Source organism: Nocardia carnea (genome assembly GCF_029869215.1).
GTDB classification, from domain to species: domain Bacteria; phylum Actinomycetota; class Actinomycetes; order Mycobacteriales; family Mycobacteriaceae; genus Nocardia; species Nocardia carnea_B.
Genome location: NZ_JARWPM010000209.1, coordinates 11,287 through 36,671 on the forward strand (window position 1 = coordinate 11,287; position 25,385 = coordinate 36,671).

22 protein-coding genes are annotated in these 25,385 nt (G+C 70.1%); 8 read left to right on the forward strand and 14 right to left on the reverse strand.

What is annotated here, in order from left to right; all coding sequences use genetic code 11:
* Nucleotides 1-42 precede the first annotated feature (42 nt).
* The 9 genes from QH276_RS14390 to QH276_RS14430 form a co-directional block, all read right to left on the reverse strand.
* Nucleotides 43-2,145, reverse strand: a complete 2,103-nt coding sequence (locus QH276_RS14390; RefSeq protein ID WP_280398628.1) for a neutral/alkaline ceramidase — start codon at nt 2,143-2,145, stop codon at nt 43-45.
* Between the two features lie 124 nt (nt 2,146-2,269).
* Nucleotides 2,270-3,541, reverse strand: a complete 1,272-nt coding sequence (gene dinB / locus QH276_RS14395; protein ID WP_280398627.1) for a DNA polymerase IV — start codon at nt 3,539-3,541, stop codon at nt 2,270-2,272.
* Nucleotides 3,542-3,597: 56 nt separating this feature from the next.
* Complete coding sequence (locus QH276_RS14400; protein ID WP_280398626.1) at nt 3,598-4,635, reverse strand: sugar kinase; 1,038 nt, start codon at nt 4,633-4,635, stop codon at nt 3,598-3,600.
* Nucleotides 4,632-5,261: a bifunctional 4-hydroxy-2-oxoglutarate aldolase/2-dehydro-3-deoxy-phosphogluconate aldolase gene (locus tag QH276_RS14405; RefSeq protein ID WP_280398625.1), complete on the reverse strand. Its 630-nt coding sequence runs from the start codon at nt 5,259-5,261 to the stop codon at nt 4,632-4,634. The genes QH276_RS14400 and QH276_RS14405 overlap by 4 nt, the downstream gene beginning before the upstream one ends.
* Nucleotides 5,258-6,271, reverse strand: a complete 1,014-nt coding sequence (locus QH276_RS14410) for a C-terminal binding protein (protein ID WP_280398624.1) — start codon at nt 6,269-6,271, stop codon at nt 5,258-5,260. Before QH276_RS14410 ends, QH276_RS14405 begins: the two co-directional genes overlap by 4 nt.
* Nucleotides 6,258-8,051 carry an IlvD/Edd family dehydratase gene (locus QH276_RS14415; RefSeq protein WP_280398623.1) on the reverse strand — a complete coding sequence of 598 codons (1,794 nt, stop codon included), beginning with the start codon at nt 8,049-8,051 and terminating at the stop codon, nt 6,258-6,260. Before QH276_RS14415 ends, QH276_RS14410 begins: the two co-directional genes overlap by 14 nt.
* A 41-nt stretch (nt 8,052-8,092) precedes the next feature.
* Nucleotides 8,093-9,919 (reverse strand): glycoside hydrolase family 15 protein, encoded by a 1,827-nt coding sequence (locus QH276_RS14420; protein ID WP_280398622.1) that lies wholly within the window; start codon nt 9,917-9,919, stop codon nt 8,093-8,095.
* Nucleotides 9,920-10,107: 188 nt separating this feature from the next.
* On the reverse strand, nt 10,108-11,103 hold the full coding sequence (locus QH276_RS14425; RefSeq protein WP_280398621.1) for an ABC transporter permease: 996 nt from the start codon (nt 11,101-11,103) through the stop codon (nt 10,108-10,110).
* Nucleotides 11,104-11,287: 184 nt separating this feature from the next.
* The gene (locus QH276_RS14430) at nt 11,288-11,683 is read right to left on the reverse strand and encodes a hypothetical protein (protein ID WP_280398620.1); all 396 of its coding nucleotides are present in this window, start codon (nt 11,681-11,683) and stop codon (nt 11,288-11,290) included.
* 327 nt (nt 11,684-12,010) lie between these two features.
* Between QH276_RS14430 and QH276_RS14435 the strand changes: the two genes are divergently transcribed.
* From QH276_RS14435 to QH276_RS14470, 8 genes are all read left to right on the forward strand, one after another.
* Nucleotides 12,011-13,618, forward strand: a complete 1,608-nt coding sequence (locus QH276_RS14435; protein WP_280398619.1) for an ABC transporter substrate-binding protein — start codon at nt 12,011-12,013, stop codon at nt 13,616-13,618.
* 4 nt (nt 13,619-13,622) lie between these two features.
* The gene (locus QH276_RS14440; RefSeq protein WP_280398618.1) at nt 13,623-14,582 is read left to right on the forward strand and encodes an ABC transporter permease; all 960 of its coding nucleotides are present in this window, start codon (nt 13,623-13,625) and stop codon (nt 14,580-14,582) included.
* A gap of 64 nt (nt 14,583-14,646) precedes the next feature.
* On the forward strand, nt 14,647-15,453 hold the full coding sequence (locus QH276_RS14445; RefSeq protein WP_280398657.1) for an ABC transporter permease: 807 nt from the start codon (nt 14,647-14,649) through the stop codon (nt 15,451-15,453).
* On the forward strand, nt 15,450-15,668 hold the full coding sequence (locus QH276_RS14450; protein WP_280398617.1) for a hypothetical protein: 219 nt from the start codon (nt 15,450-15,452) through the stop codon (nt 15,666-15,668). Before QH276_RS14445 ends, QH276_RS14450 begins: the two co-directional genes overlap by 4 nt.
* A complete protein-coding gene (locus tag QH276_RS14455) occupies nt 15,665-17,326 on the forward strand; it encodes a dipeptide ABC transporter ATP-binding protein (RefSeq protein WP_432278616.1) in 1,662 nt (553 codons plus the stop codon). The genes QH276_RS14450 and QH276_RS14455 overlap by 4 nt, the downstream gene beginning before the upstream one ends.
* Nucleotides 17,326-18,414, forward strand: coding sequence for an LLM class flavin-dependent oxidoreductase (locus QH276_RS14460; protein ID WP_280398616.1), 1,089 nt, complete (start codon nt 17,326-17,328; stop codon nt 18,412-18,414). Before QH276_RS14455 ends, QH276_RS14460 begins: the two co-directional genes overlap by 1 nt.
* 3 nt (nt 18,415-18,417) lie before the next feature.
* A complete protein-coding gene (locus QH276_RS14465) occupies nt 18,418-19,782 on the forward strand; it encodes an NtaA/DmoA family FMN-dependent monooxygenase (RefSeq protein WP_280398615.1) in 1,365 nt (454 codons plus the stop codon).
* Nucleotides 19,779-20,912 carry an LLM class flavin-dependent oxidoreductase gene (locus QH276_RS14470; protein WP_280398614.1) on the forward strand — a complete coding sequence of 378 codons (1,134 nt, stop codon included), beginning with the start codon at nt 19,779-19,781 and terminating at the stop codon, nt 20,910-20,912. The genes QH276_RS14465 and QH276_RS14470 overlap by 4 nt, the downstream gene beginning before the upstream one ends.
* Before the next feature lie 72 nt (nt 20,913-20,984).
* Here the strand turns inward: QH276_RS14470 and QH276_RS14475 are convergent, their stop codons facing one another.
* The 5 genes from QH276_RS14475 to QH276_RS14495 form a co-directional block, all read right to left on the reverse strand.
* Entirely contained in the window at nt 20,985-21,377 is a 393-nt protein-coding gene (locus QH276_RS14475; RefSeq protein WP_280398655.1) for a VOC family protein, read from the reverse strand.
* Between the two features lie 2 nt (nt 21,378-21,379).
* The gene (locus QH276_RS14480; protein ID WP_280398613.1) at nt 21,380-21,661 is read right to left on the reverse strand and encodes an ArsR/SmtB family transcription factor; all 282 of its coding nucleotides are present in this window, start codon (nt 21,659-21,661) and stop codon (nt 21,380-21,382) included.
* Between the two features lie 233 nt (nt 21,662-21,894).
* Nucleotides 21,895-23,535, reverse strand: a complete 1,641-nt coding sequence (locus QH276_RS14485) for an alkaline phosphatase D family protein (RefSeq protein WP_280398612.1) — start codon at nt 23,533-23,535, stop codon at nt 21,895-21,897.
* A gap of 132 nt (nt 23,536-23,667) precedes the next feature.
* Nucleotides 23,668-24,801, reverse strand: coding sequence for a hypothetical protein (locus tag QH276_RS14490; RefSeq protein WP_280398611.1), 1,134 nt, complete (start codon nt 24,799-24,801; stop codon nt 23,668-23,670).
* The gene (locus QH276_RS14495; protein WP_280398610.1) at nt 24,798-25,385 is read right to left on the reverse strand and encodes a hypothetical protein; all 588 of its coding nucleotides are present in this window, start codon (nt 25,383-25,385) and stop codon (nt 24,798-24,800) included. Before QH276_RS14495 ends, QH276_RS14490 begins: the two co-directional genes overlap by 4 nt.

The window sequence follows — 25,385 nt, forward strand, 5'->3', positions numbered from 1 at the left end:
AAACCACGGCCGGTTGGACCCTCCGGCGATCGGTGGCCGCGATCAGCCGACGGTGAATTCGTTGCTGATGCCGGTGAACGGTCGCAGCGCGCCGTCGGCGGACAGCCTGTCGGCCCAGTGGACGAATCGATAGCGCCCGGCCGGGGAATCGGCGGGAATATCCCAGGTGAAGGTCGCGATGGAGGTCGCCGGTGGGCGTTTGCTCCAATGGAAACGCACCGCCCATTCGCCCTCGTTGGCGACCCGCGTCCAGCGGCCGTCCACGAAGCGTTGCACTTCGAGGAAGGTGCCGTTGCGGCGGGGATTGTGTTTCGGATGGGCGGAGACGAATTCCACGACCGATCGCGTTCCCGGTGCGTAGGACGGCGCCGGCTGGACGAGGATCGCCCCGAAATCGTATCCGGGCGGAGCCGTGTCCGGCCCCGGCGCGGGGACGACATTCGGCTGGAGATGCGCGAGGTCGCGCGGAGCCGGACCGCGCGCGACGGTGGTACCGGCGCCGAGTGCCGCGGCCAAGCGGGTGAACTCCTGCTCGTAAGCGGGCAGGGTGTAGCGGCCGAACAGTGTGGAAGCCCCCTCGTACTGCTGGGCGTCGTACTCTTCCGGTGTCGTCACGTATTCGTGGTACGCGTTCGCATAACCTTGCAGCAGCACGTGCCGCGGATCGACCCCCAGCGCCGCCGCGACGGCGCGGCGGACCCGCAGGCCCGCGACGATGGTGAACTCGCCACCGGCCGCGGCCAGATAGAGCTCACCGATACGCACGATCTGGATCGGGACGATATTCGGCACCCAGGGCGCCGGCGGCAGCAGGCTGAACGGCACCGCGATCGCCTTGGGGGCCTGGGCGTCGGCGAGCCAGGCCGGCGCCGGCCGGTGGGGGTCCCCGCCCAAGGCCTCGAGAAACGGGTTGCGGACGCCCTCGGGGATGGGTCCGCCGGGCAGCCCCGGACCGTCCTCGACACTGCCTGCCAGCAGGGATACCCCGGCGGCGGCGGGCGCCGTGTGCCGGGGCGCGCCGTCCGGGGTGAATTTTCCGTCCACGGCGATATCCGCGAGGTCGATATAGCAGAACACCGAGTCGACCGGCCCGGTCAGCGGGGACGCCGCGGACACCGCGGTGCGTGCGGCCTCGTACTGTCGTTCGCCGAGTATCCGGGCGCTGTCGAATTCGTCGGCGCCGGGCCCGGAACCCGGTCGCAGGCCGAGGTTCGGCGACATATCACCGGCGTTGGTCTGGGCGAACGCGGCGACGAATTCGGGTGGGCCGTCGTCGAGATAACGGACACCGTGCTCGGTGTGTTCACAGGCGAAGGACGCGTAACCCTTGTTATCGGAACTGATCAGGCGGTTCTTGTTCGTCATGGACGTGTTGTGGGTGGCGAACCAGGTGATCGAACCCACCGGCCGCCCGCCCCGGAGGATCGACAACACGGTGACCGCGGGATCGATGGCGCCGGGAAAGTGCGCCTTGTCCGCCTCGGGGTTGCGGTCGAACGCGACCCGCGAGCGGTTGACGCTGGCGTTGTGCAATTCGGTGCGGCCCAGCGCCAGGCTGCCCGGCGCCAGGTCGGCGTGGGCGGCGGCGATGGCTTCGACCAGACCGTCCACCTCGGCGTCGTAGACCTGCTGCTGGAATCCGAGGATCGATAGGTTGTAGGCGTAATCGTGCGCCGCACCGCCGCAGACGGCATGCGAATGGGTCGAGGTCAGTAGGACATTGCGCTCGGTATAGAGGTCGCCGAATCGCCGCGCCAGTTCGGTGAGTACGCCCCGGTGTACCGACTGGAAGATCATCGCGTTCTCGGCGACGGCGAATACCACGCGGCGCCCACCGGCGGCGAAGACGAACGCGCGGGCGCGGGGCCGCAGATGGATACCGGCGGTGGTCTGGTCCTGCTGCGAGTAGCCCATCATGCCGCATTCGGCGGCCGGGCCGGTGATATCGGAGATTCCCAGCCCGACGAGATACTCGCCCGCGGCCGGTTCCGCGGCTGCGGTGGCGGATTGTCCGGGCACACCGGGGGATACCGCGCCGAGCGCGAACGTTCCCGCCGCCGCACCCGCCAGCACGGTGCGGCGGGCGACCGCCCGGCCCCGGACCGGATCGGGAGTGGCGGAACGAGGTTCGGGGATCGCTGCCATCGCGGTTCCTTCCTGTCGCATGGCAGCGAACCATACGGTTGAACATTCGTCCAGATCTTGTTGGTCGGTCGTTCAGTTCGTCGTTCGTGCCGAACGGCCCGGGCGGCGGGCCTGCGGCACCGGCTCAATCGGGCAGCAGCGGTACCGACAGCCCCTCGCCGCGGCCGAGCAGCGCGGCCCGGGTGACGGCGCTCGCACCGAACCGGCTGCGGACTTCGTCGAGGGCTGTATCCAATTCGGGGCCGGGACCCGGCTCGAACGGCAGGCTGAGCTGCCGGGGGTCGGCGTCTTCGAGATTTGTCAGCGCCAGGCCGATGAGGGTGATGCCGCGTTCGCGGATCAGCGGCATCGCGGCGGTGAGCAGGCCGCGCGCGGTGCGCAGGATGGTCTCGGTGTGGTCGGTGGCATCGGGCAAGGTGTGCGAGCGGGTGGCCCGGGTGAAATCGTCGAAACGCAGGCGCAGCACCACGGTCCGGCAGATCCGCTCGGCGGTCCGCAGCCGCCGGGTGAGGCGGTCGGTGAGGCCGTGCAGATACGCCTCGATCTCGGCCGGGCGGTGTGGGTGCCGGCCGATCGCGCGTTGGGCGCCGATCGACCGGCGCCGCCGCCCTGTCTCGACGCGGCGCGGGTCGCGCGCCCAGGCCAAGGCGTGGAGATGCCGGGCCGCGGCCCGGCCGACGAGGGGCCGCAGGCCCTGTTCGCCGAGTTCGGCCAATTGCCCGATCCGCTCGATACCGTGCCCGCGCAGGGCTTCCGCTGTCACCGGTCCCACGCCCCAGAGCCGTTGTACCGGAAGGGGATGCAGGAACTCGAGTTCACCGCCGTGTTCGACGAGTAACAACCCATCGGGCTTCGAGACCGCGCTGGCGACCTTGGCCAGGAATTTCGTACCCGCGATACCCACCGAAATGGGCAGGCCGACTTCGCGTCGTACCCGGGCGCGCAACTCCGCCGCGATGGTGCGTGGCTCACCGGCGAGGCGCCGCAGTCCGGCGACATCGAGGAAGGCTTCGTCGATGGAAATCCCCTCCACGATGGGGGTGGTATCGGCGAATATCGCGAACACCTGCTTGCTGGCCCGTGCGTATTCGGACATCCGCGGCGGAACCACGATCGCCTCCGGGCACAGTTGCAGTGCCCGTCCGATACTCATCGGCGTTCGCACTCCGCGAGCCTTGGCCTCGTAGCTGGCGGCCAGCACGACCCCGCCGCCCACCAGCACGGCTTTGCCGCGCAGCTGCGGCTGGTCGCGTTGTTCGACCGAGGCGTAGAACGAATCCAGGTCGGCATGCAGGATCGACGCCTGCGGCCGGGCGGCTATCCGAGGCCGGCGCCCCGTCCCTGCGGGGCGGCCCAGGTGCCCGGCGCCTCGTTGCGGAGGCTCGGATTCGAACATATGTTCACATTAGCACCGGGTGGTAACTCGGACGTCGCGGTCGTCGACCGCCGCGGTCAGCGTCTGACGTGGGGCGATCCGTTCGCGATGAGTGCTTCGACCTCGGCCAGCGTGGCCATGGAACTATCGCCCGGTGTTGTCATGACGAGGGCGCCGTGGGCGGTGCCGTAGGCGAGGGCGCGTTCGACCGAGGCGCCGGAGAGCAGACCGTGGATCAGTCCGGCGGCGAAACCGTCGCCGGAGCCCACGCGGTCCAGGATATGGAGCTCCCGCATCCGGGGGCCGCGAACGAAGCCGTCCTCGGTGGACCAGGCGGCCGAGGACCAGTCGTTGACATCGGCCGAGGAGACCTCGCGCAGCGTCGTCGCCACGACCGACGCGCCGGGAGCCCGGCCCGCCACCTCGGCCAGCGCGTCCGGTATCTCGTCGGCACCGATACGCACCTCGCCCGGGCGCGTGCCGGCCAGCGCCAGGGCGCCCACGATGACATCGGCGTGCCGGGCCAGTTGCAGGTCGACCTCGCGGGCCCGGTCCGCGCCACCCCGGTCCGCCCAGATGCTGGGGCGATAGTTGGGGTCGTAGGAGACGGTGAGGCCGTGGCGGCGGGCGGCCGCCATGGCCTCCTCGGCGACGTCGACGGTGGTGTCGGACAGTCCGGCGAAGATGCCGCCGGTGTGGAACCAGCGCGGGCCCGCGCCGAAGACGGCGTCCCAGTCGATATCGCCCCGGCGCAGTTGACAGACAGCGGTGTGCGCCCGATCGCTGACGCCGAGCGCGCCGCGAAGACCGTAGCCCCGTTCGACGAAGTTCAGCCCGTTGCGGACGGCGCGGCCGATACCGTCGGCCGGCACCCAGCGAATCAGCGAGGTATCGACTCCACCCTGGAGAATCAGGTCCTCGACCAGCCGGCCGACGGCATTGTCGGCCAGGGCGGTGACGATCGCGGTACGCAGACCGAAGCAGCGGCGCAGGCCGCGTACGACGTTGTACTCACCGCCGCCCTCCCAGACCTGGAAGGTGCGGGCGGTGCGGATGCGGCCCTCGCCCGGGTCGAAGCGCAGCATCACCTCGCCCAGGGCCACCACGTCGGTCACGGTGTGCTCCGCTCGACGGCCTCGGCGGTCAGCCGGCGGATCGCCTCGAAGTCGGCTCGTTCCAGATGCCCCGCCGTCGCCATCCAGCTGCCACCGACGGCGAGGACCGCGGGCTCGGCGAGGTAGGAGTCGAGGTGGGAGTCCTTGACGCCACCGGTCGGAATGAAGCGGACCTGCGGGAAGGGCGCGGCGAGTGCCCGCAGCGTACGCAATCCGCCGAGTGGTTCGGCGGGAAAGAGCTTCACGGTGTGGCACCCTGCCCGCAGGGCGCGCATCAGCTCGGTGGCCGTGGCGATGCCCGGCACCACGGGCACGTCGAGCTCCCGGCACCGCGCTACGACCCCTTCGTCGTAGCCGGGCGAGACGACGAAGCCGGCGCCGGCGGCCACGGCGCGTTCCGCCTGATCCCGGGTGAGCACCGTGCCCGCGCCTACCGTCAGGGCGCCGTGCGCCGCCATCGTCTCGAGTACCTGCTCGGCGCCCGCGGTGCGGAAGGTGACTTCGGCGCAGCGCGCGCCGCCCGCCGCGAGCGCCTCGGCCAAGGGACGGGTCGTGGCCGGATCGGGCACGGTCAGCACCGGCAGGATCCGGGAACCCCGTAGCACGGAATCCATTTCCGTCGTCATCGACCGAGACCGGCCCCGGGCAGCTCGTTGACCGGGAATCGTGGCGGCTGCCCGGTCAGCACCCGTACGGCCTCTTCGGCGGCGACGGTCCGCACCGTTCTGACGGATTCCACCGAGTAATAGGCGGCGTGCGGTGTGACGATGACGTCGGGCACGTCGAAGAGCGGATTCGTAGGGCGCCACCCCCGCTGTTTCGCGGGCTCCTCCTCGAGGTCGTCCAAAGCCGCGCCGGCGATCCAGCCTTCGGTGAGTGCCTGCGCAAGGGCCGCATCTTCCACGATGGGGCCGCGCGCGGTGTTGACGAGGATGGCGTTCGGCTTCATCCGGCGCAGCGTCGCGCGGTCGAAGGTGTGGTGCGTCTGTGGGGTGAGCGGTGTTTGGATCACCACGTAGTCGGCACCTTCCACCAGATCGTCGAAAGACACCGGCCGGACCCCGGATTCCTGGATCTCGGACTGGTCGAGGAACGGGTCGTATGCCCAGACCTCGACACCGAACGCCTGGGCGCGTTCGGCGATGAGCCGGGCGATGGCGCCGAAAGACAGCAGACCCAGCACCTGACCCCGCAATCGGTGGATGGGTTGTCCGGTCTGCCAGTGCCATTCGCCCTGCCGGGTCGCCCGGTCGTAGCGGCAGATCTTGCGGGCGGCCGCGAGCCAGAGCGCGATGGCATGATCGGCGACCTCGTCGGCACACCAGTCGTTCGGTGCGTTCGTGACCTGGATTCCATGCTCGGTCGCGGCGTCCACATCGACGATATCCACGCCGGTGCCGTAGCGGGCGATCACCCGGCAGCGGGGCAATGCGGCGATGGCGCGCGCTCCGACCTGTGCGTACTGGGTCAGAATGCCGTCGGCCTCGCGGCCCGCCTCGATCACCTCCTCCTCGCTCTTGCACTGCGCGGCCAGCAGCCGGAGACCGGCGCCTTCGACGATCTTGCGTTCGATATCCACCTCGCCGAAGTCGTAGTCGGCGATCAGGATCGTTGCGCGGGAGTCAGTGCGAGTCACGGGGGATCCCCTTGGTATGGGCGATGTCCTGGTACGACACGGCGAACTCCAGGCAGCCGCCGCTGTCCAGCTGGCCGACCGTGGAACGGTAGATCTCCTGCCACGGTGTCTGGTGCTCCAGGGCCGGTGGTGTGTGATCGGCCCACCGCGCGGCGATCTCGTCCTCGGTCAGGAGAACATCCACGCGCGCGTTGTCGAGATCGATACGGATCAGATCACCGGTGCGCAGGATGGCCAGGTTCCCACCCGCCGCGGCCTCGGGGCTGGCGTTGAGGATGGACGGTGCGTCCGAGGTGCCGCTCTGCCGGCCGTCGCCGAGCGTGGGCAGCGCGGTGATCCCTTGCTGGACCACGGCGGCGGGCAACTCCATGTTCACGACCTCGGCGGACCCCGGATAGCCGATGGGCCCGGTGTAGCGGATGACGAGGAGGCAGTCCTGGTCGATGCCCAGGTCGGGATCTCCGATGCGCGCGTGGTAATCCTCGGGTCCGTCGAAGACGATGGCGCGCAGGTCGAACGCCGACGACCCGTCGGGGCGCGGCAGGCCGCGAGCCCGGAAATCGTCGGTGATGACCGAGGTTTTCATGATCGCCGAGTCGAACAGGTTCCCGGACATGACGAGCAGTCCGCCGTGGGCGGTGACCGGGTCGTGCACGGGGCGGATGACCGCCGGGTCGGCAGGCGGAACATGCTCGAGGTTCTCCGCCACGGTCCGCCCCGAGACGGTCCCGGCGTCACCGTGCAGATGCCCGGCCTCCAGCAGTGATCGCATGACCGCGGGGACACCGCCGGCCCGGTAGAAGTCCTCGGCGAGGAATTCCCCGGCGGGAGCGAGGTTCACCAGAACCGGGATATCGCGTCCGGCGCGCTGCCAGTCCTGATTGGTCAGGTCCACCCCGACGTGACGTGCGATGGCATTGATATGAATCGGCACATTGGTCGACGCCGCGATGGCCGAGGCGACGACGATCGAGTTCTCGAAGGCCTGCGGGGTCATGATCGTGCGAGGTGTCAGGTCCTCGCGGACCAAGGACACCGCCCGCAAGCCGGTCGCGTAGGCCATTTGCGCCCGCTCGTTGTAGGGGGCCGGTATCGCCGCGCAGCCGGGCAGCGACATTCCCAGGGCTTCGGCCAGGCTGTTCATCGACAGCGCGGTGCCCATGGTGTTGCAGTGCCCGATGCTGGGTGCGGAGGCGCTCACCCGCGCCATGTACTCCTCGTAGTCGATCTCCCCGGCCGCCAGGAGCCGCTTCGACTGCCAGATCACCAGCCCTGAGCCGGTCCGCATGCCGTTATGATAGCCGTTGAGCATAGGTCCACCGGACAGGACGATCGCGGGGATGTTCACCGTCGCCGCCGCGGTCAGACAGGCCGGCGTGGTCTTGTCGCAGCCCGTCGTCAGCACCACTCCGTCGAGGGGATATCCGTAGAGCACCTCGACCAGCCCGAGATAGGCGAGGTTGCGGTCCAATGCCGCGGTGGGGCGCTTGCCGGTCTCCTGCAACGGATGGACGGGGAACTCGAACGGAATACCACCCCCATCCCGGATCCCGTCCCTGATCCGGTCGGCGAGCGCGAGATGATGCCGGTTACAGGGAACCAGATCGTTACCGGTCTGCGCGATGCCGATGATCGGCCGGCCCGCCTGGAGTTCGGCCCGGGTGAGGCCGTAGTTCAGGAACCGCTCGAGATACAGCGCCGTCATCTCGCGGTTTCCCGCGTTGTCCCACCATGCCTGGCTGCGCAGCCCCTGGGGGGTCGGTTTCGCAGACGATCTCACGTCTGACGACGTCTCGCGCGGGGCATCACTCGCCGTAGGCATCATCGGGTGGCCGCCTTTGCTCGTGCGAGGTTCACGCCACTGGCGATGACGCCGATATGGCTGAACGCCTGCGGGAAGTTACCCATGAACGCGCCGGTGGAGGGGTCGATCTGTTCGGAGAACAGGCCCAGCGGGCTGGCGCGGTCACAGAGCGACTCGTAGAGTTGCTCGGCCTCCTCGATACGGCCCTGCAAGGTCAGATTGTCGATCAGCCAGAAGCTGCACAGGACGAACGCGCCCTCGTCGCCGGGCAGGCCGTCGGGTGATTCGTCGTGCAGGTACCGGTAGAGCAGCCCACCCCCGGCGTCCAGGCGTTCGGCGATCGCCGCGGTCGTCGCCACCATGCGCGGATGGTCGGCGGGGAGAACATGACGTAGCGGTAGCGCGAGCAGACTGGCATCCAGTGCGGAGCCGCCGTCGAGATGGGCGCTCAATGTCCGGGCCCGCTCGTTCCAGGCGCGTTCCAGAATGGACTCGCGGATATGTGTGGCGGTGGCGCGCCACGTGCCGACAGGCCCGGATAGCCGGAAACGCTCACCGATCGACGCGGCCCGGTCCAGCGCGACCTGGCACAGTCCCGCGCTGTAGGTGAACGCGCGGCCCTCGCTGCGAACCTCCCAGATCCCTTGATCCGGCTGCTCCCATGTGCGGGCGGCCATATCCGCCAGGCCGGCCAGACCGGCCCACAGGACCGGCTGCAACTCGCCGCCGGCATGCAGCCATTGGTCGGCGCAATCGAGGATCTCACCGTAGAGGTCGTGCTGGCGCTGGTCGGCGGCGCCGTTGCCCCACCGCACCGGCGCCGAACGCCGATAGCCTTCGAGACCGGCATCCGATATCTCGTCCGGTACCGGATCCCCGTCCAGGTCGTACATGATCCGCGGCCGGTCGCCACGTTCGACGGCATCGAGCACCCAGCCGAGAAACGCATCGGCCTCGATGTGAAAGCCGATACGGCGCAAGGCGAAGACGGCATAGGCGGCGTCGCGGATCCAGACATACCGGTAATCCCAGTTGCGGACACCGCCCATCGGCGCCGGCAACGAGGAGGTCGGGGCCGCGATCACCGATCCGCTCGCCCAGTGATCACACATCTTGAGCGTGATCGCGGCCCGCCGGACGAGGCGCTGCTGCGGGCCGGCATAGTCGCAGCCGTCCAGCCACGACCGCCAGGCATACGCGGTGTCCCGCAGCATCGTCTCGGCGTCGAACCGATGGTGCCGGTGAAAACGTCCCCACGACAACGCGAAATCCACCTGCTCGCCCTGCGTCAGGTCGTACGTGCTGCGCAGACCCGTCACCGGACGGGTGCTGCGCAGATGCACCCGCACCCGGGGCTGCGACGCCGGGCGGATCTCCATCCCGCTCAGCAGTGGTCGCACCTCGGCCCCGCCGCGCGGCGATACCTCGACGGCCAGCCGGACCCGGCCTTCGAAGACCCGGGCGCTGCGCACGAGTTCCGCCCGGTCGGCCGCGGCGTCCTCACCGAGGTCGGCACCCGAACGCAGGACCAGCGCGTCGGTGACCCGGACGATTCCGGTGGCGCAGCGCAGCTCGGTTTCCAACACCCCGGTGTCCGGACGATAGCGCTGGCGGCCCTCGCGCAGTTCCTCCGGTGCGAGGGTGAACGACCCACCTCGAGCATGATCGAGAAGTCCGCAGAACAGCGGTTCGGCGTCGAACCGTGGAATGCACAGCCAGGGAATCGAGCCGTCGACACCGACCAGGGCCGCGGTCGCGCCGTCACCGATCAGCCCGTAATCCTCGAGCGGCAGGTAGCCATCGACCCGGCGTATCGGCCGAAACGGTGGATCCAGATCGTGCATCACACCTCCTCGACGGCGCGCGCAGCGAAGCGGCGGCGAATCGACCGAACCGGGTCGGCACGTGCGGTGGCATCGGAGAAACAGCCGCCGGCACTATTGCGCAGGTGGCCATGCGGGCGAGAATATCCCCCCGGCGGCCTCCGAAACAGCACCCACACGCGCGTCGCGGTAACGGCCCGGATCACCGCTCAGCTGTCCGCTCGGCGCTGGGCTATGAGAAACACCGCGATACCGGCCGCCGACCATCCGGACAGGACCAGCCACGGCCCGAGGTGCTGATGGTCCGGGAAGTAGACGGCGGTGTGCTGTGCATCGACCGAGGCGGCCGGCGGCAGCCAGCGGCCGACGGCCGCGAGCAGACCGGGCAGCAGCGGCCACGACACCGAGCCGCCGGAGGTCGGGTTGCCGAGCAGAATCATGATTCCCCAGGTCGGCAGCATCGCCCAGCGGCCGAACAGGGCGCTGAACATGGTGAACACCATGCCGGAGGTGAACATGGTCAGCGTCAGAACCGGCCACGACAGGAGGGGCAGGTCGAGGGCGCCCAGGAGCCGGTCGACGGTGACGAGGATGGCGAAGCCGCCGAGCACGGCGTACGCGGCGATGAACGCGATACGTTCGCCGGGACGCAGGCCGCGGGCGTGGACCCCGAGCTGAATCGCGCCGACGAAGCCCACCACCACTGAGGCGATGGTCATGTAGAAGAGGGTCAGCCCGTGCGGATCACCGGGCTGTAACGGATGGAGGTCGGTCGTCGTCACGGTGTACCCGGCGCGCTGGGCGACCGGTGGTACCGCGTTCTGCAGGACCGTTGCCACCGTCTGGCCCGAAGCGCTGGACAGGCCGAGCGTCATCGTCTGGTCCGGTGCCGTCTCGATAACGGCGAAAACGGTCTGTTCCGCGAGCAGGTCGAGGGCGCGCGCCCGGTCGCCGGTGTGCCGTACCTCCAGGGAACTGTCCATCGCCGCGTTCAATTCGGATTCCAGCCGCTGGGCCTGTGCGGCAGGTACGTCACCGACCACGGCGACGGGTATGTGGCGTGGTTTCGGGTTGGCGGTCGCGTAGGTGTAGGAACCGACGAACAAGGCGGCGGCGCAGGCGATGATTCCGGCGATCACCGTGGCGGGGAGGAACCGCGACTCCCGAAAGCTCCGCCACCGTTGTTTTCCGCGGGCGGCCGTCATCGGGTCAGGCGCCGGCCCTTGGGGAACCCGTCTCCCGGACCGACCTCGACGGCCGTGGAGACGAACTGTCCGCCGACGCGGAACCGGACATGAGCTCACCTTTCGACAGGGCGGGTGGTCGGTTCATCCAGCAGAACCGACCATGGCACGGCCCGTCCCGTGCGCCGTGGTGAAACGCCGACAGTCAGGAATCCGATCCGGCCGCGGCGGGCCGGGCACGCCACCAGGCCAGCGCGAATGCCGCGGCGAAGGCCAGGTGGACGACGAGGAACAGTGCGGCCAGGTCGCGGGCGGAGCCGCTGAGCACGCCCCACACATCGTTGAGTGCCACGACGCCGAACCCCACCAGGTTCGCTGCCACCACCGTGTTCCGGAGGGAGTACGGGTCGGCGCCGCGCGACATCCAGTTCAGGACGGCGATCCCGAGGAACGGCCCGCCCAGCAGTCGGAGCAGGGCGATCAACTCGGGCGGAGCGTCGTCGGGCACCGCACCGACACCGAACTGCGCCGGGACCAGCAGGAGTGCCAGGCCGATCACGGCGAGGTAGAGCGCGGCGAGGACGAGGAGCGGTTTCAGCATGCGCAGGATCCTTTGTTCACTGGGGCGGCCTGCCGCCCGGGGCCTGCCGGAGAGCCGGGAAGCTCTCCTGAGCGCAGTGGGTGTCCGATTCCGGCGCCGCGGGACCGCACATATCATCCCGCGGCGGCGGGCGCCGCGCATGCCCCGTGATCCGCGGGCTCAGTGCGCGGCCCCGTCACCGTGAGTTGTGTTCAGGCTGAGCGAGACCGGCGACGGGCGGCCGCTGCCTCCCTACCGTTTCCGTATGCCGGGGATCTGCCGTGGAGCCGATCCCGGTCCGGTGATACCGGCACCGAGTGTCCGGTGCGGCGCGATGCGGAGAGCTGGATGAGACGAATCGTGGCCCTGGTGGGCGTGCTGGCCGCGGTGCTGGCCTCGGGTGCCTGCGCGGGTGGCGGCCCGCAGGCGGGGCCCGACGGCCCGCCGCGGCCGGGAGGAACGTTGCGGTACGGCCTGTCCCAGGCGCCGACCTGTTCCGATCCGGCGCAGAGCGGGACGAACCAGACTCTCTACGTCACCCGGCAGATCGCCGATTCGCTGACCGATCAGGATCCGGCGACCGGCGAACTGCGGCCGTGGCTGGCGCAACGCTGGGAGGTGAGCCCGGACGCCACCACCTTCACCTTCCATCTGCGTGAGGGCGTGACCTTCAGCGACGGAACCCCGCTGACCGCGGAATCGGTTCGCGCCACCTTCGATTCGATCGTGCACACCCTCGGTGGCGTCAAGGCCCCGCTGGGGGCGGTCTATCTCGCGAACTACGGCGGCACCGAGGTGGTGGACCCGCTCACCGCCCGGGTGCGGTTCGGTGCGCCCAACGCCCAGTTCCTGCAGGCCACCTCCACTCCGCAGCTCGCGATCCTGGCCGCCGCGACGACAGCGAAGCCGGCCGAGCAGCGCTGCCTCGGCGAGGTCGTCGGCAGCGGCCCGTTCACGTATGCCGAATACCGCCAAGGCGATAAGGTCACGCTGGCGAAGCGACCCGGATACGACTGGGGTTCGGCGGTCTTCGCCCATCGCGGGGAAGCGTATCTGGACGGGATCGAATTCACCGTCGTCCCGGAGTCGGGGGTGCGGACCGGTAGCCTCGCCTCCGGCCAGCTCGACGCGATCAGCGATGCCCTGCCCCAGGACGCGCCACAGATCGAGGCGGCCGGCGGGCAGGTGGCCACCGCCTCGAACCCCGGGCTCACTTTCGGCCTGCAACCGAACGTGACGCGAGGCCCGTTGCGCGACCAGGCGGTCCGGACCGCGCTGGTGTCCGCGATCGACCGCCGCGAACTCGTCGACACCGTGCTGGGCCCGCAGTTCCGGGCGGCCACCAGCCCACTCGCCCACACCACACCCGGTTATGTCGACCTCTCCGCGGACACCAGGTTCGATCTGCCTGCCGCGCGACGCATCCTCGACGCGGCGGGCTGGATCCCCGGCGCGGACGGTATCCGGGTGAAGGACGGGCAGCGGTTGTCCTTCGGCGTGCTCTTCAGCCAGGTATTCGCCGGCAACCAGGCGATCCTGGAGCTGCTCCAGCAGCAGTTGCGGGCGGCGGGGGTCGATCTGCGGCTCGAACTCGCGTCCAACGCCGACTACACGGTCCGGCAGAACGCCAAGGATTTCGACACGATCTACTACAACACCACCCGGGCCGACGGCGATATCCTGCGCGCCAACTTCGGGCTGGACGGGCGGAACCTGAATGCCCGCGGTGCGATTCCGGCGCTGGACGCCGCGCTGTCGGGACAGCTGCGCACGGTCGGCACCGCCGAACGTGCCCGGCTGATCGGTACGGCACAGCGACTCCTGCTCGCGGAGGGACTGTGGATCCCGACCGTCGAGCTCTCCCAGGCGATCGGCGTCTCGGGGACGGTGCGGGACCTGAAGTTCGAGGCCTCCGCGCGGTTGCAGTTCTTCGACACCTGGCTGAGCGGCCGGTGAGGTGATGGCCCGTTATATGACGTTCCGGGTGCTGCAAGCGGCGGGGGTGCTGTGGGCGGCGTTCACGGCGACGTTCGCGGTGTTGTACCTGTTACCGGCGGATCCGGTGCAGCTGGCGGTGGACGCGAGCCCGGGCACACCGGTCGACGCCGTGGCCGTCGCCGAACTGCAGGCGCGGTACGGCCTGGACAAGCCCGTGTGGGAACAGTATTGGACCGCCCTGACCCACGCTCTCCGCGGCGATCTGGGGTATTCGCTGACCACGGGCCAGACCGTTTCGGCCGCCATCACCGAGGCGTTGCCCTCGACCCTGGCGCTCGCCGGATCGGCGCTGGCGGCGGCCGTGGTATTCGGTGCCGCGCTGGCGCTGGCGGCCGCCTACACCGAACGCCGCTGGTTGCGGGCCGTGCTGACCGCACTGCCGCCGGTGGGCGCCGCGATGCCGACCTTCTGGGTGGGACTGCTGCTGCTGCAGGTCTTCTCGTTCCAGCTGCGGCTCGTCCCGGCCTTCGGCGGGACAGGGTTCGCGGGCACCGTCCTGCCCGCGGTCACCCTGGCCGTTCCGGTGGGTGCGGTGGTCGCGCAGGTGCTCTACAGCGGCCTCGTCACCACCTGGCAGCAGCCGTTCGTGGCCGTCGCCCTCGCCAAGGGCGCGTCCCGGGCCCGGGTCCAGCGGCGGCATGTGCTGCGCGCGGCGCTCGGACCGGCGCTCGCCGTCGCGGGTATCTGGGTGGGCACGGTGCTCGCCGGATCCGTGGTCGTCGAAACAGTGTTCGCGCGTGCCGGTATCGGCCGCCTCACCCAGACCTCGGTGCTCAACCAGGACATCCCGGTGGTGCAGGGCATCGTCCTGTTCGGCGCGGCGGCCTACGTTGTGGTCAATCTGCTGGTGGATCTGGTGTATCCGCTGGTGGACCCGCGCGTAGTGGACCGCCCTCGCAGAAAGGTGCCGGTCCATGCGTGATCCGGGCAGGAGCGCCGTGACGGCGGAACGTCCGGGTACGGCGCCGCACGGCGGTCGGCCGTGGATGCCGCGCCGCCGGCCCGCGGTGGGACTGGTGGTGTCCGTGGGCGTTCTCCTGCTCGTCCTCGGCTGGGCGCTGGCTCCCGGGCTGTTCAGCGACGGAGATCCGCGCAGTGGCGTGCCGAGCGAGAAGTTCCGGGGTCCCGGCCCCGAGCACTGGTTCGGCACCGATAACCTCGGTCGCGATCTGTACACGCGGGTCGTGCACGGGGCGAGCCTGTCCCTCACCGCGACGGTGCTCGCCGTCGTGCTCGGGCTGGTGGCCGGATCGCTGATCGGTCTGCTCGCGGGCGCGGTGGGCGGAGCCGTCGACAGTGCGGTGATGCGCGGCGTGGATGTGCTGCTGTCCATTCCGGAACTCCTGCTGTCGCTGGCGCTCGTCACGGTGCTCGGCTTCGGTACCGGCAATGTGGCGCTCGCGGTGGGCGTGGCCCTCATCGCGAGATTCGCCCGGGTGATGCGCGCGGAGGTACTGCGCGTACGCCGGGCGCCGTACGTGGAGGCCGCGTACGCGTCGGGGGTGCGCTGGTACATCGTGCTGGTCCGGCACGTCCTGCGTAACGCCTACGCACCGGTGGCGGCGCTGGCCGCGGTGGAGTTCGGGCTCGCGGTGCTCGCTGTCTCCGCGCTGAGTTTCCTCGGCTACGGTGCCGCGCCACCGGCCCCGGAATGGGGTTCGCTGATCTCGGAGGGACGTAACTATCTGGCCACCGCGTGGTGGCTCACCACCCTGCCCGGTCTCGTGATCATCGCGCTGGTGCTCGCGACCCAGCGCCTGGGCCGGGCACTCGCTCAGGAGGGTTTGCGATGAATTCCCCCGACCCGGGCCGGCCGCGCGGCCGGGCAGCGGCGGCCGACCACCGAGCAGGCGTGGCGAACAGACCCCGTGCGGCCGCCGATCCGGCCGGGGATCCGCTGGTGGCGGCGCTGCGCCGCGGTCGAGAATTCTTCCGCCGGGGCTGGTCGTTCAATACCGGGCTCGCCGAACGGATGCCGCGGGTGTACTTCGCCGGGTGGTCGCTGTGACGGGGCCGGCGGCGCTCGCCCGGGCGGGGACCGCGGTCGCGGCGGCGGACGAGGTGTTGCGGGTCGACGGCTTGCGCGTCGAGTATCGCTCCGGCGATAGCGTCACCACGGCAGTCGACGAGGTATCGCTCACGATGCACGCCGGAGAAACGGTGGCGCTCGTCGGCGAGTCCGGGTCCGGGAAATCCAGTCTGGCCCACGCGGTGATCGGCCTGCCGAGCGGTGGTGCCGTGATCACCGCCGGCACCGTCACCTTCTGCGGCGAGCGGATCGACCGGTTGCCGCCGCGCGCGTGGCGGCGGCTGCGCGGCGCCGAGATCGGGCTGGTCCCGCAGGACCCGGCGGTATCGCTGAACCCGGTACTGCGGATCGGTGACCAGGTCGCCGAAACACTGCGGATCCACGGGCGGGCCGATCGGCGCACGGCGTGGGCCGAGGCCGTGCGGATCCTGACCGAGGCCGGGATCGACCGGCCCGGACTACGTGCCCGGCAGTTCCCGCAGGATCTCTCGGGTGGTCAGCGTCAGCGAGTGCTGATCGGGATCGCGCTGGCCTGCCGGCCGCGCCTGGTGATCGCGGACGAGCCGACCAGCGCGCTCGACGTGACGGTGCAGCGGCGGATCCTGGACCATCTGGCGGGACGCACGGCCGAATCCGGGACGGCGGTTCTGCTGATCACCCATGACCTCGGCGTGGCCGCCGACCGCGCCGACCGGATCGTGGTGCTCCGGCAGGGCCGGATCGTGGAGACCGGTGCGGCCGCGGAGGTACTCACCGCACCCCGCCACGACTACACGCGCCGCCTGCTGGCCGCCGCCTCGGGCGCGCACCGGCCCGTGCGGGCGCTCCGTCCGCGGGCGGCCACCCCGCTGCTGTCGGCTCGCGGTCTGCACAAAACCTTCCGCGCCGGCCGCGGCGCCACGCTCACCGCGGTCGACGAGGTCTCGCTGACCGTCGACCGCGGGGAAACACTGGCGATCGTGGGGGAATCCGGTTCCGGCAAATCCACCACCGCCCGGATCGTCGCGCGGCTCGAGGCGCCCGACCGCGGCGTGGTCGAATTCGACGGCGTCGATATCGCCGCCCTGCGCGGCGCGCGGTTGCGGGAATGGCGCCGGCGCGTCCAGATCGTGTATCAGAACCCGTATGCGTCACTGAATCCGAAACTCACCGTGGCGCGGATCGTGGCCGAGCCGCTGCAGGCATTCGGTGTCGGGTCCCGGAGCACCCGCCGGAACCGGGTGGCCGAACTGCTGGACCGGGTCGCGCTCCCGGAAGCCTGTGCGCGGCGGCGTCCGGCGGAGTTGTCGGGTGGACAGCGGCAGCGGGTGGCCATCGCCCGGGCGCTGGCCCTGCGCCCGGAGCTGGTGGTGCTCGACGAACCCGTCTCCGCCCTCGACGTCTCGGTGCAGGAGCAGATCCTGGACCTGCTCGGAGAGCTCCAGTCCGATCTCGCGTTGAGCTATCTGTTCATCTCGCACGATCTGGCCGTCGTCCGCGACGTCAGTGATCGAGTCGCCGTCATGCGGTCCGGCCGGGTCGTCGAAACCGGCCGTACCGCCGAGGTTTTCGAGGCGCCGCGACACGACTACACCCGCGAGCTGCTGCTCGCGATTCCCGGCGCCGCGCGGCGCCGGCAGCAGGAAAGGACCGCGTGATGCCGCATGCCGCACCGCTGCTGATCGCCGTCGAACTGGACGGCACCGGCGCCCATCCCGGCTCCTGGCGGCGCCCGGATTCGCGCGCCGAGGACCTGTTCACCGCCGGTTTCTGGGTGGACGCGGTCACCGCGGCCGAGCGGGCCGGGCTCGATCTGGTGTTCCTGCCGGATTCCTTCGCCCTGCAATCCGGTGGCGCGCGCGGCCGGCTCGACGCGATCGGGATCGCCGCGCGGCTCGCGCCGGTGACCACCCGCATCGGGCTGATCCCGCAGGGCCCGGTCACCCATACCGAGCCCTTCCACCTGTCCAAGGCCGTCGCCAGTCTCGACTACGCCTCGTCCGGCCGGGCGGGCTGGGAGGTGACGGTCTCGCCCGGGGCGCCGCAGGCCCGGTTGTTCGGGCGGAAACCGGAACAGCCGGACAGTGCGCTGTGGCACGAGGCGGACGAGGCGATCGACGTGGTCACCCGGCTGTGGGACAGCTGGGAGGACGACGCGGAGATCCGCGATACGCCGACCGGGCGGTTCATCGACCGCGGCAAACTGCACTACATCGATTTCACCGGTGACAACTTCTCGGTGAAAGGCCCCTCGATCACCCCGCGGCCGCCGCAGGGGCAGCCCGTGATCGCGATCCGGGCGGACGGCCCGCACGCGACCCGCGTCGCCGTCCAGCGCGGCGACCTGCTCCGGATCACCGCACCCGAGCTGGCGACGGCCGCCGAGACCCGGTCGGTGTTGCGGGCGGCCACCGCCGCCGCGGGCCGCGATCCGGACCTGATCAGCGTCCTGCTCGATATCGAGGTCCATCTCGCGGCGTCGGCGGCGGTCGCGGAAGCGGAGGTGGCGGAACTGGACACCTGGGCCACCGGGCCGGCGCCGGCCACCCTGCGCCATCTCGGCACCGGAGACTCCCTGCGCGCACTCATCGCGCGGGCTCAGCGGGAACGCGCCGCCGACGGCCTGGTCCTGCGGCCCCTGGCGCAGGCGGCGTTTCTGGACCGGATACCCGCGCCGTTGCTGTCCCTGCGCGGCCGCCTGGGATTGCCGCGGCCACTGAACCGTTATGCGACCGAAGGGGCGTGACCTGTGTCGAAAAGTACGTCCGGCAAGCGAATTCATCTCGCCGCACATTTCCCCGGCGTCAACAACACCACGGTCTGGAACGATCCGGAGTCGGGCAGCCAGATCGCCTTCGACTCGTTCGTCCACCTGGCCCGGACGGCCGAACGCGGGCTGTTCGATTTCTTCTTCCTCGCCGAGGGTCTGCGGCTGCGCGAACACCGGGGCCGGATCCACGACCTGGACGTGGTGGGGCGGCCCGATACCTTCACGGTGCTCAACGCGCTCGCCGCGGTCACCACGCGGCTGGGTCTCGCCGGGACCATCAACACCACGTTCAACGAACCGTTCGAACTCGCGAAACAGTTCGCCACCCTGGATCATCTGTCGGCCGGCCGCGCCGCCTGGAACGCGGTGACCTCTTCCGACGCGTTCACCGGGGAGAACTTCCGCCGCGGCGGCTACCTCGACCATTCCCGCCGGTATACGCGGGCGGCCGAGGTCGTGGCCGCCACCCGCGCACTGTGGGACAGCTGGCCCGCCGATGCGCTGGTCGTCGACCGCGAACGCGGCGTCTTCGCGCGGCCGGTACCCGAATTCCGCTACACCGGTGAACAATTCGATATCACCGGCACATTCGTACTGCCGCGCAGCCCGCAGGGGTATCCGGTCCAACTCCAGGCCGGTGACTCCGACGAGGGCCGGGAGTTCGGCGCCGCCACCGCCGACGCGATCTTCAGCCGGCACGGCGAACTCGAAGCGGGGCAGCGGTTCTACACCGATATGAAGAACCGGCTCGCCAAGTACGGGCGCGACCGTGATGATCTGCTGATCCTGCCCGCGGCCACCTTCGTGCTCGGCGACAGTGCCGCCGACGCCGAGGAACGGGCCCGGGAGATCCGGCTGAAACAGGTGAGCCCGCAGACCGCGATCTCCTTCCTCGAACAGGTCTGGGGCCGTGACCTGTCCGCCTACGACCCCGACGGCCCGCTACCGGACGTCGAACCGCTCGACGATGTGACGATCACCCGCGGCCGGGTCCGGCACACCAGTGATCCGCGAGGCCTGGTGCGTCGATGGCGGGCCCGGGCCGAGGCGGAGAAGCTGAGCATCCGGGAACTCGTCATCGAGGTCACCGCCCGGCAGCAGTTCGTGGGTACACCGGCTGCTGTCGCGGCGGAGATCGACCGCTACGTCCAAGCGGACGCGGCCGACGGATTCATCCTCGTACCCCATCTCACTCCCGGCGGGCTGGACGAATTCGTCGACAAGGTCGTGCCAGAACTCCAGGATCGCGGAAATTTCCGCACCGAATACCGCGGGACCACGTTGCGCGACCATCTGGGCCTGCGCCACCCGCACCGCGCCGGAAAGCAGGTACGGGCATCATGACCACACCGTTATCGGTTCTGGACCTTTCGCCCATCAGCACGGGATCGGATGCCCGGCAGGCGATCCGCAACACCATCGACCTCGCCCGCCACGCCGAAACCTGGGGGTACCGGCGGTACTGGGTCGCCGAACACCATTTCGTGGCGGTGGCCTCCTCGGCGCCCACCGAACTGATCGCGCTCATCGCGGCCGCCACCGAAACGATCCGCGTCGGCTCCGCCGCCGTGCAGGCGGGCTACCGGACCTCGGCGTCGGTGGTGGAGGCCTTCGGCACCGTCGACGCGCTGTACCCGGGCCGATTGGATCTCGGACTGGGGCGTTCGGCGCATCGCCTCCCGCCCCTGCGTGCCCCCGGGACCCCGCCGCCTCCGCCGGCGTCCCGGCCGGCCGTGGTCCGCGACGGGGTGGTCGTCCCGGCACCGTTCACTCCCGCGCAGATCCGCGATACGAGCCGGTTGGCGGCCTCGCTCGAAGCGCTCCGGCTGCCCGGGGCCGAACCGCTGGACTACGCCGAGCAGGTCGCCGAGATCCGCGCACTGCTCGCCGGCACGTACACGACCTCCGACGGGACCCACCTGCGTGCCGTACCGGGGGAGGGCGCCGATGTGCAGCTGTGGCTGTTCGGCAGCAGCGGTGGGGAGAGCGCGCAACTCGCGGGCCGCCTCGGCCTGCCGTTCGTCGCCAACTATCACGTATCGCCGGGGACGATTCTGGAAACCGTGGCGGGCTACCGCGCCGCGTTCCGGCCGTCGGAGCAGTTCCCGGAGCCGTATCTGGTGGTTTCGGCCGATGTGGTGGTCGCCGAGGACGACACCCGGGCCCGGCACCTCGCGTCCACCTACGGGCACTGGGTGGCCGGTATCCGCAGCGGTGCCGGAGCGGCTGAATACCTGGACCCCGACACCGCGCCCCCGCTGACAGCTCAGCAGCGGAAGCTGGTCGACGATCGGGTGAGCACCCAGTTCGTGGGGACACCGGCGGACGTCGCCGCCCGGCTGTCGGCGCTGCAGCGGCTGACCGGCGCCGACGAACTGGTGGTCACGAGTGTGACCCACCGGCACGAGGACCGGTTGACCTCGCATCGCCTGCTCGCCCGGGAATGGGGACTCACTCGGGTCCGTGCCGCGTGACGCCGCCGGTCTCGAACGGCCGCACCGGTTCTCACCGGGCCCGTGCGCGGGTGTGCCGCGGCGAGGTTGCGCCTATGCCGGGGTTTCCTGGGCGATCTGGATGAGGTTGCCGCAGGTGTCGTCGAAAACGGCGGTTTTCACCGTGCCGTAATCCACCGGGTCCTGGGTGAACCGCACGCCGAGCCCGCGCAGCCGCTCGCATTCGGCGTCCAGGTCCGCCACCGCGAAGGAGGTGAACGGAATCCCGTCCTCGACCAGCGCCTGTTTGTAGACCTTCGCCGCGGGATGGCCGGTCGGTTCGAGCAGCAGTTCGACGCCGTCGGGATCCAGCGGTGAGACCACGGTCAGCCAGGAAGCGTCACCGACCGGGACATCGGTCTTCTTCTGGAAGCCGAGGATCTCGGTATAGAAACGCAGGGCCTTGGCCTGGTCGTCGACGTAGACGCTCGTGACATTGATCCGCAACATTATTCCTCCAGCCAGCGGTCGGTGAGACCGCGCAGGGGAGCGCGGTCGAGGTAATGGAATTTGTGCCGCCCGTCGCGACGGGTACGAACCAGGCCCGCGGCGGCCAGGTGATCGAGATGCTGGGAGATCGCCTGCCGGGTGGACGAGAGACCATGCTTCATGGTGATCCGCCCGCACAGTTCGAACAGGGTCTGTCCGTCGCGGTCGGCCAGTTCGTCCAGTATTGCCCGCCGGGTCGGATCGGCGAGCGCTTTGAAGACGAGTCCCTGGTCGGTGTGCACACCCCCGACTATAGGCAAGTAGATGCTTGCCTATCAAGTGGTGGAGCAGCGCCCCGGCTTCCACTACCGAGCCGCCCCGCGGGTGCGCCATGTCCGGGTGGGGCAGGGCGGCGTCGAAGACCGGCCGAGGCGGCCCGGCCACCCGCGCGCAGCGGCTCGGATCCGCGCGTGCGGGTGCCGACACCGTGTGGTGGTGCCGTCCTCGTCGGTGCGGGCCGGGCGGGCCGCTCGTGTCATGGACCCGGGCGGAGGCGGCCGCCGTGCGGTAATACCCACGATGCTCCGAGCGCGACCCCGGTACGCGGGTCGGTGACGTCCACCGCGTAGAACCACTCCATGCGCACCTGGTCGGTGGCGATATCGACGACGCCGTAACCGTGCGAATCGAGTTCGGCGTAACGAATATGTGGATTCAGCGCCCGGATCGCGTTCTCCAGCGCGATCGAGGAGGTACGGGGCGGGCCGGGCAGGAGATCGCCGATACCCGTGGAGGTCACCGACGGCACCACGAACTCCGCCCCCGCGGTGGGGCCGCCGGGGTAGGCCGCGGCGTGGAGCGGTACATCCCCGGCCCATGAACTGTGGATATCGCCGGTGAGGTAGACGATATTCGTCGCGTTCCGCTCGGTGAGGGCTGCGAGCAGGCGCCGCCGGTCGGCGGTGTAGCCGTCCCATTGATCGGTGTTGGGCGCCAGGCCCTCGCGCGGAATTCCGAGGACCCGGGTGACGGCGGCCGTTGTGTCCGGGTCCAGCGGTGGAAAAGCCAAGGGCGAGAGCATCACCGAATTGCCCACCAGCTGCCAGCGTGCCGAGCCCGACAGCAGTCCGGCGGTGAGCCACTCCATCTGCGCCGCGCCGGTGATCGTGCGGGCCGGGTCGTCCCCGTCGCGGGAACCGAGGCGCGGTTCGGCATCGCGATAGCTGCGCAGATCGAGCATCGACAGTTCGGCGAGACCGCCGAATCGCAGCCGCCGATAGATCCGCGGTGCCGCCGCCGAGCCCTGCGCGCGCACCGGCATCCACTCGAGGTAGGCGCGCACCGAGGCGGCGCGCCGCGCCGGCCACTCGCCCTCGACAGCCGGATCGTGGTTCTCGGCACCGCCGGACCACGCGTTGTTGGCCGATTCGTGGTCGTCCCAGGTGCAGATGAACGGCACCCGGGCATGCAGGGCCATCAGATCGGGATCGGTTTTGTACTGTCCGTGCCGGATCCGGTAGTCGGTGAGCGTGACGATCTCGTGCGCCGGTTCGTGCCGCCGGACCGATCCGGCGCGGCCGCCGAACGAGCCGGTCGCGTACTCGTAGAGGTAATCGCCCAGATGGACTACGGCATCGAGATCGTCGCGCCCGGCCAGGTGCCGGTACGCGGCGAAATAGCCGGCCTCCCAGTTCGAACACGAGACCACCCCGAAACGAAGTCCCTCGGGGATCGCCGTGGCCGCCGGTGCGGTGCGGGTACGGCCCACCATGGACAGTGCGCCGAGGGCGGTGAACCGGTACCAGTAGTCCTGCGCGGGAGCGAGAGTGCGCACATCGACCTTCACCGTATGGTCGTCCGCCGCGCTGGTGGTGACCGTTCCGGACGCCACGATCGCGCGGAAGTCCGCGTCCGCGGACACCTCCCAGCGCACGGCGACCGGACCGCCGGCCCCGGATCCCGGCACCGCGTCCGGGCCCACCGTCACCCGGGTCCACAGGATCACCCCGTCGGGTAGCGGATCACCCGACGCGACCCCGTGGCCGAACACCGGCGTCGCGGCGCGGGCGGCGGGCGCGGTGAGTACCCCCGCCGCGGCGACCGCACCCGCCTGCAGTACTGCGCGCCGGCCCAGCCCGGCGGGCCCGCCGGTCGAAACGATCCTGTTTCCGCTCACATGCACCGATCCCAGCCGACGGCGGGCGAATCGGCAAATCGAATCGCGGTAACCGGTCGCCAGGGTTTCGCCTGCCGGGCCGGATGCCGGTCGGGCCGGTTGACTCGTTTCCGATGGGCCCTGTAGCCGTCGTCACGAGCACTGGCCGTCGCGGACACAGGCCAGCAGCAGGCGGGTGACATCGGCCCGGGGTGGTGCGATGGCGCGCGGGTGGGCGGCCAGCGGGATCTGCGCGAAATCCGCGGTATCGGCGGCACCGAGCTGGGTGGCGGAGCGGAAACCGTAGCGTTTCCAGGCGATGTCCTGGATTGCCGGATCCCGGAGCGCCGTGATCAGCGGATGCGCGGACGCGGTGAGCGTGAGCAGCGGGTTGCTGTTGAAGATGGTGGGGTCCGGGTACAGCAGGCGGGTTTTCGCCAGGAGCTCCCCGGTGGAGGCGGCGTCGTCGCGGTAGGCGACCAGTTGCTGGAGCACCTGGTTCTCATAGCCCGCGTACAGCGAGGTGGCACCCTGTACCAGCCATTCGCGGAACCCACCGTCGGAACTGTCGGACTGCAGCCCCTGCGCGTCGTAGAGCCCGCGCACCGTGGGCAGCCCGGCCCGGGCCTCGGCGACCGTCGGCGGCTGGAAAACATCGCCGGAGGCGACCACCGTCAACTCGAGTTGCAGCAGGGTGAAGCCAGAATTCGAGGATTGCGGGTCGGTGCTGGTGATCCGGACCGGACCCGCCGGGTTGGTGGTGCCCAGATCTTCCCACCGCCGTTCGGGCAGCACGTACTCCAGCAGCAGCCGTTTGAAATCGACCACGTAGTAGGCGTTGTCGCGCAAGGCGACGATCCCGGCCCGGACCAGGGCATCGGTGGCGGCGGCACCCGCGTAGATCACCTCCGGGGTCTCCAGCACGGCTTCGGCGCGGTAGTCCGGGAAATCGGTGAGGTCGTGTTCCTCCTCGAATATGCTGCGGGCACTCGCCGAGGACGGCCACAGGCAGTCGATCCGCTGCGCGCGCAGCTGGTCGGTGGGTAGCTGGACCAGGTCGTAGGAGCCCCGTTTGTCGAAGCGCACCTCCAGCCCGTACTCGTCGCGCAGGACGGCACGGACCTCGGGATCGTCCATCAGCGCCGACTTCTCGGATCCGCCCAGGCAGACGAGTTGCTGCAGCGCGGCGGGCGCCCGGTTCTCCCGCAGGATCACCAGGACCCCGACAACGAGGACGACCACGGCGAACAGGACCGCGATGAGGACGGGGAGACGGGATCGGTTCATAGTTCCTCGCTCGGGGGCAACCGGGGCGGATTCATGAGTTCCAGATGCGCGAGATCCCGGAAGAAGGATTCGAGATTCGCTTCGCCGATCTGTTCGGCGGCGTGGTTCGCGAAGGATTCGAATCCGGTGAGCGTCCGGCGGCTGTTCGCCAGCAGCCTGTCGGCGTCGCGGTAGGACGACGGGTACTCCTGGATTTCGAGATAGCGGCGCAGTACCGATTCCACACTGCCGAGATAGTCGGACAGTTTGTGCAGGGTCATGGGAAGCGCCGCGGGATCGGCTTCCGCGGTCCGCGCCAGCAACCGCGGCACGGTATCGCAGGCGTGCAACAGGGAGGCCCGGGTGGCGGGATGCGATACCTGCGTCGCCAGTGCCGCCACCCGGCTGTTCGCCTCGGCCACCGCTCGGGCCAGGCGGTCGCGCCGCGCCCGCTGCGACACCGCCTGCCCGGCCAGGCCCGCCAGTACGGCCGCACCCACGGCGACCAGGGCCGCGCCCACCGGTGTGCCGAGTACGGCGAAGAGACCGAGAAAGGCGGGAACGAATACCACCAGCGCCGCGATCACCGCGGCATTGTCCGGCAC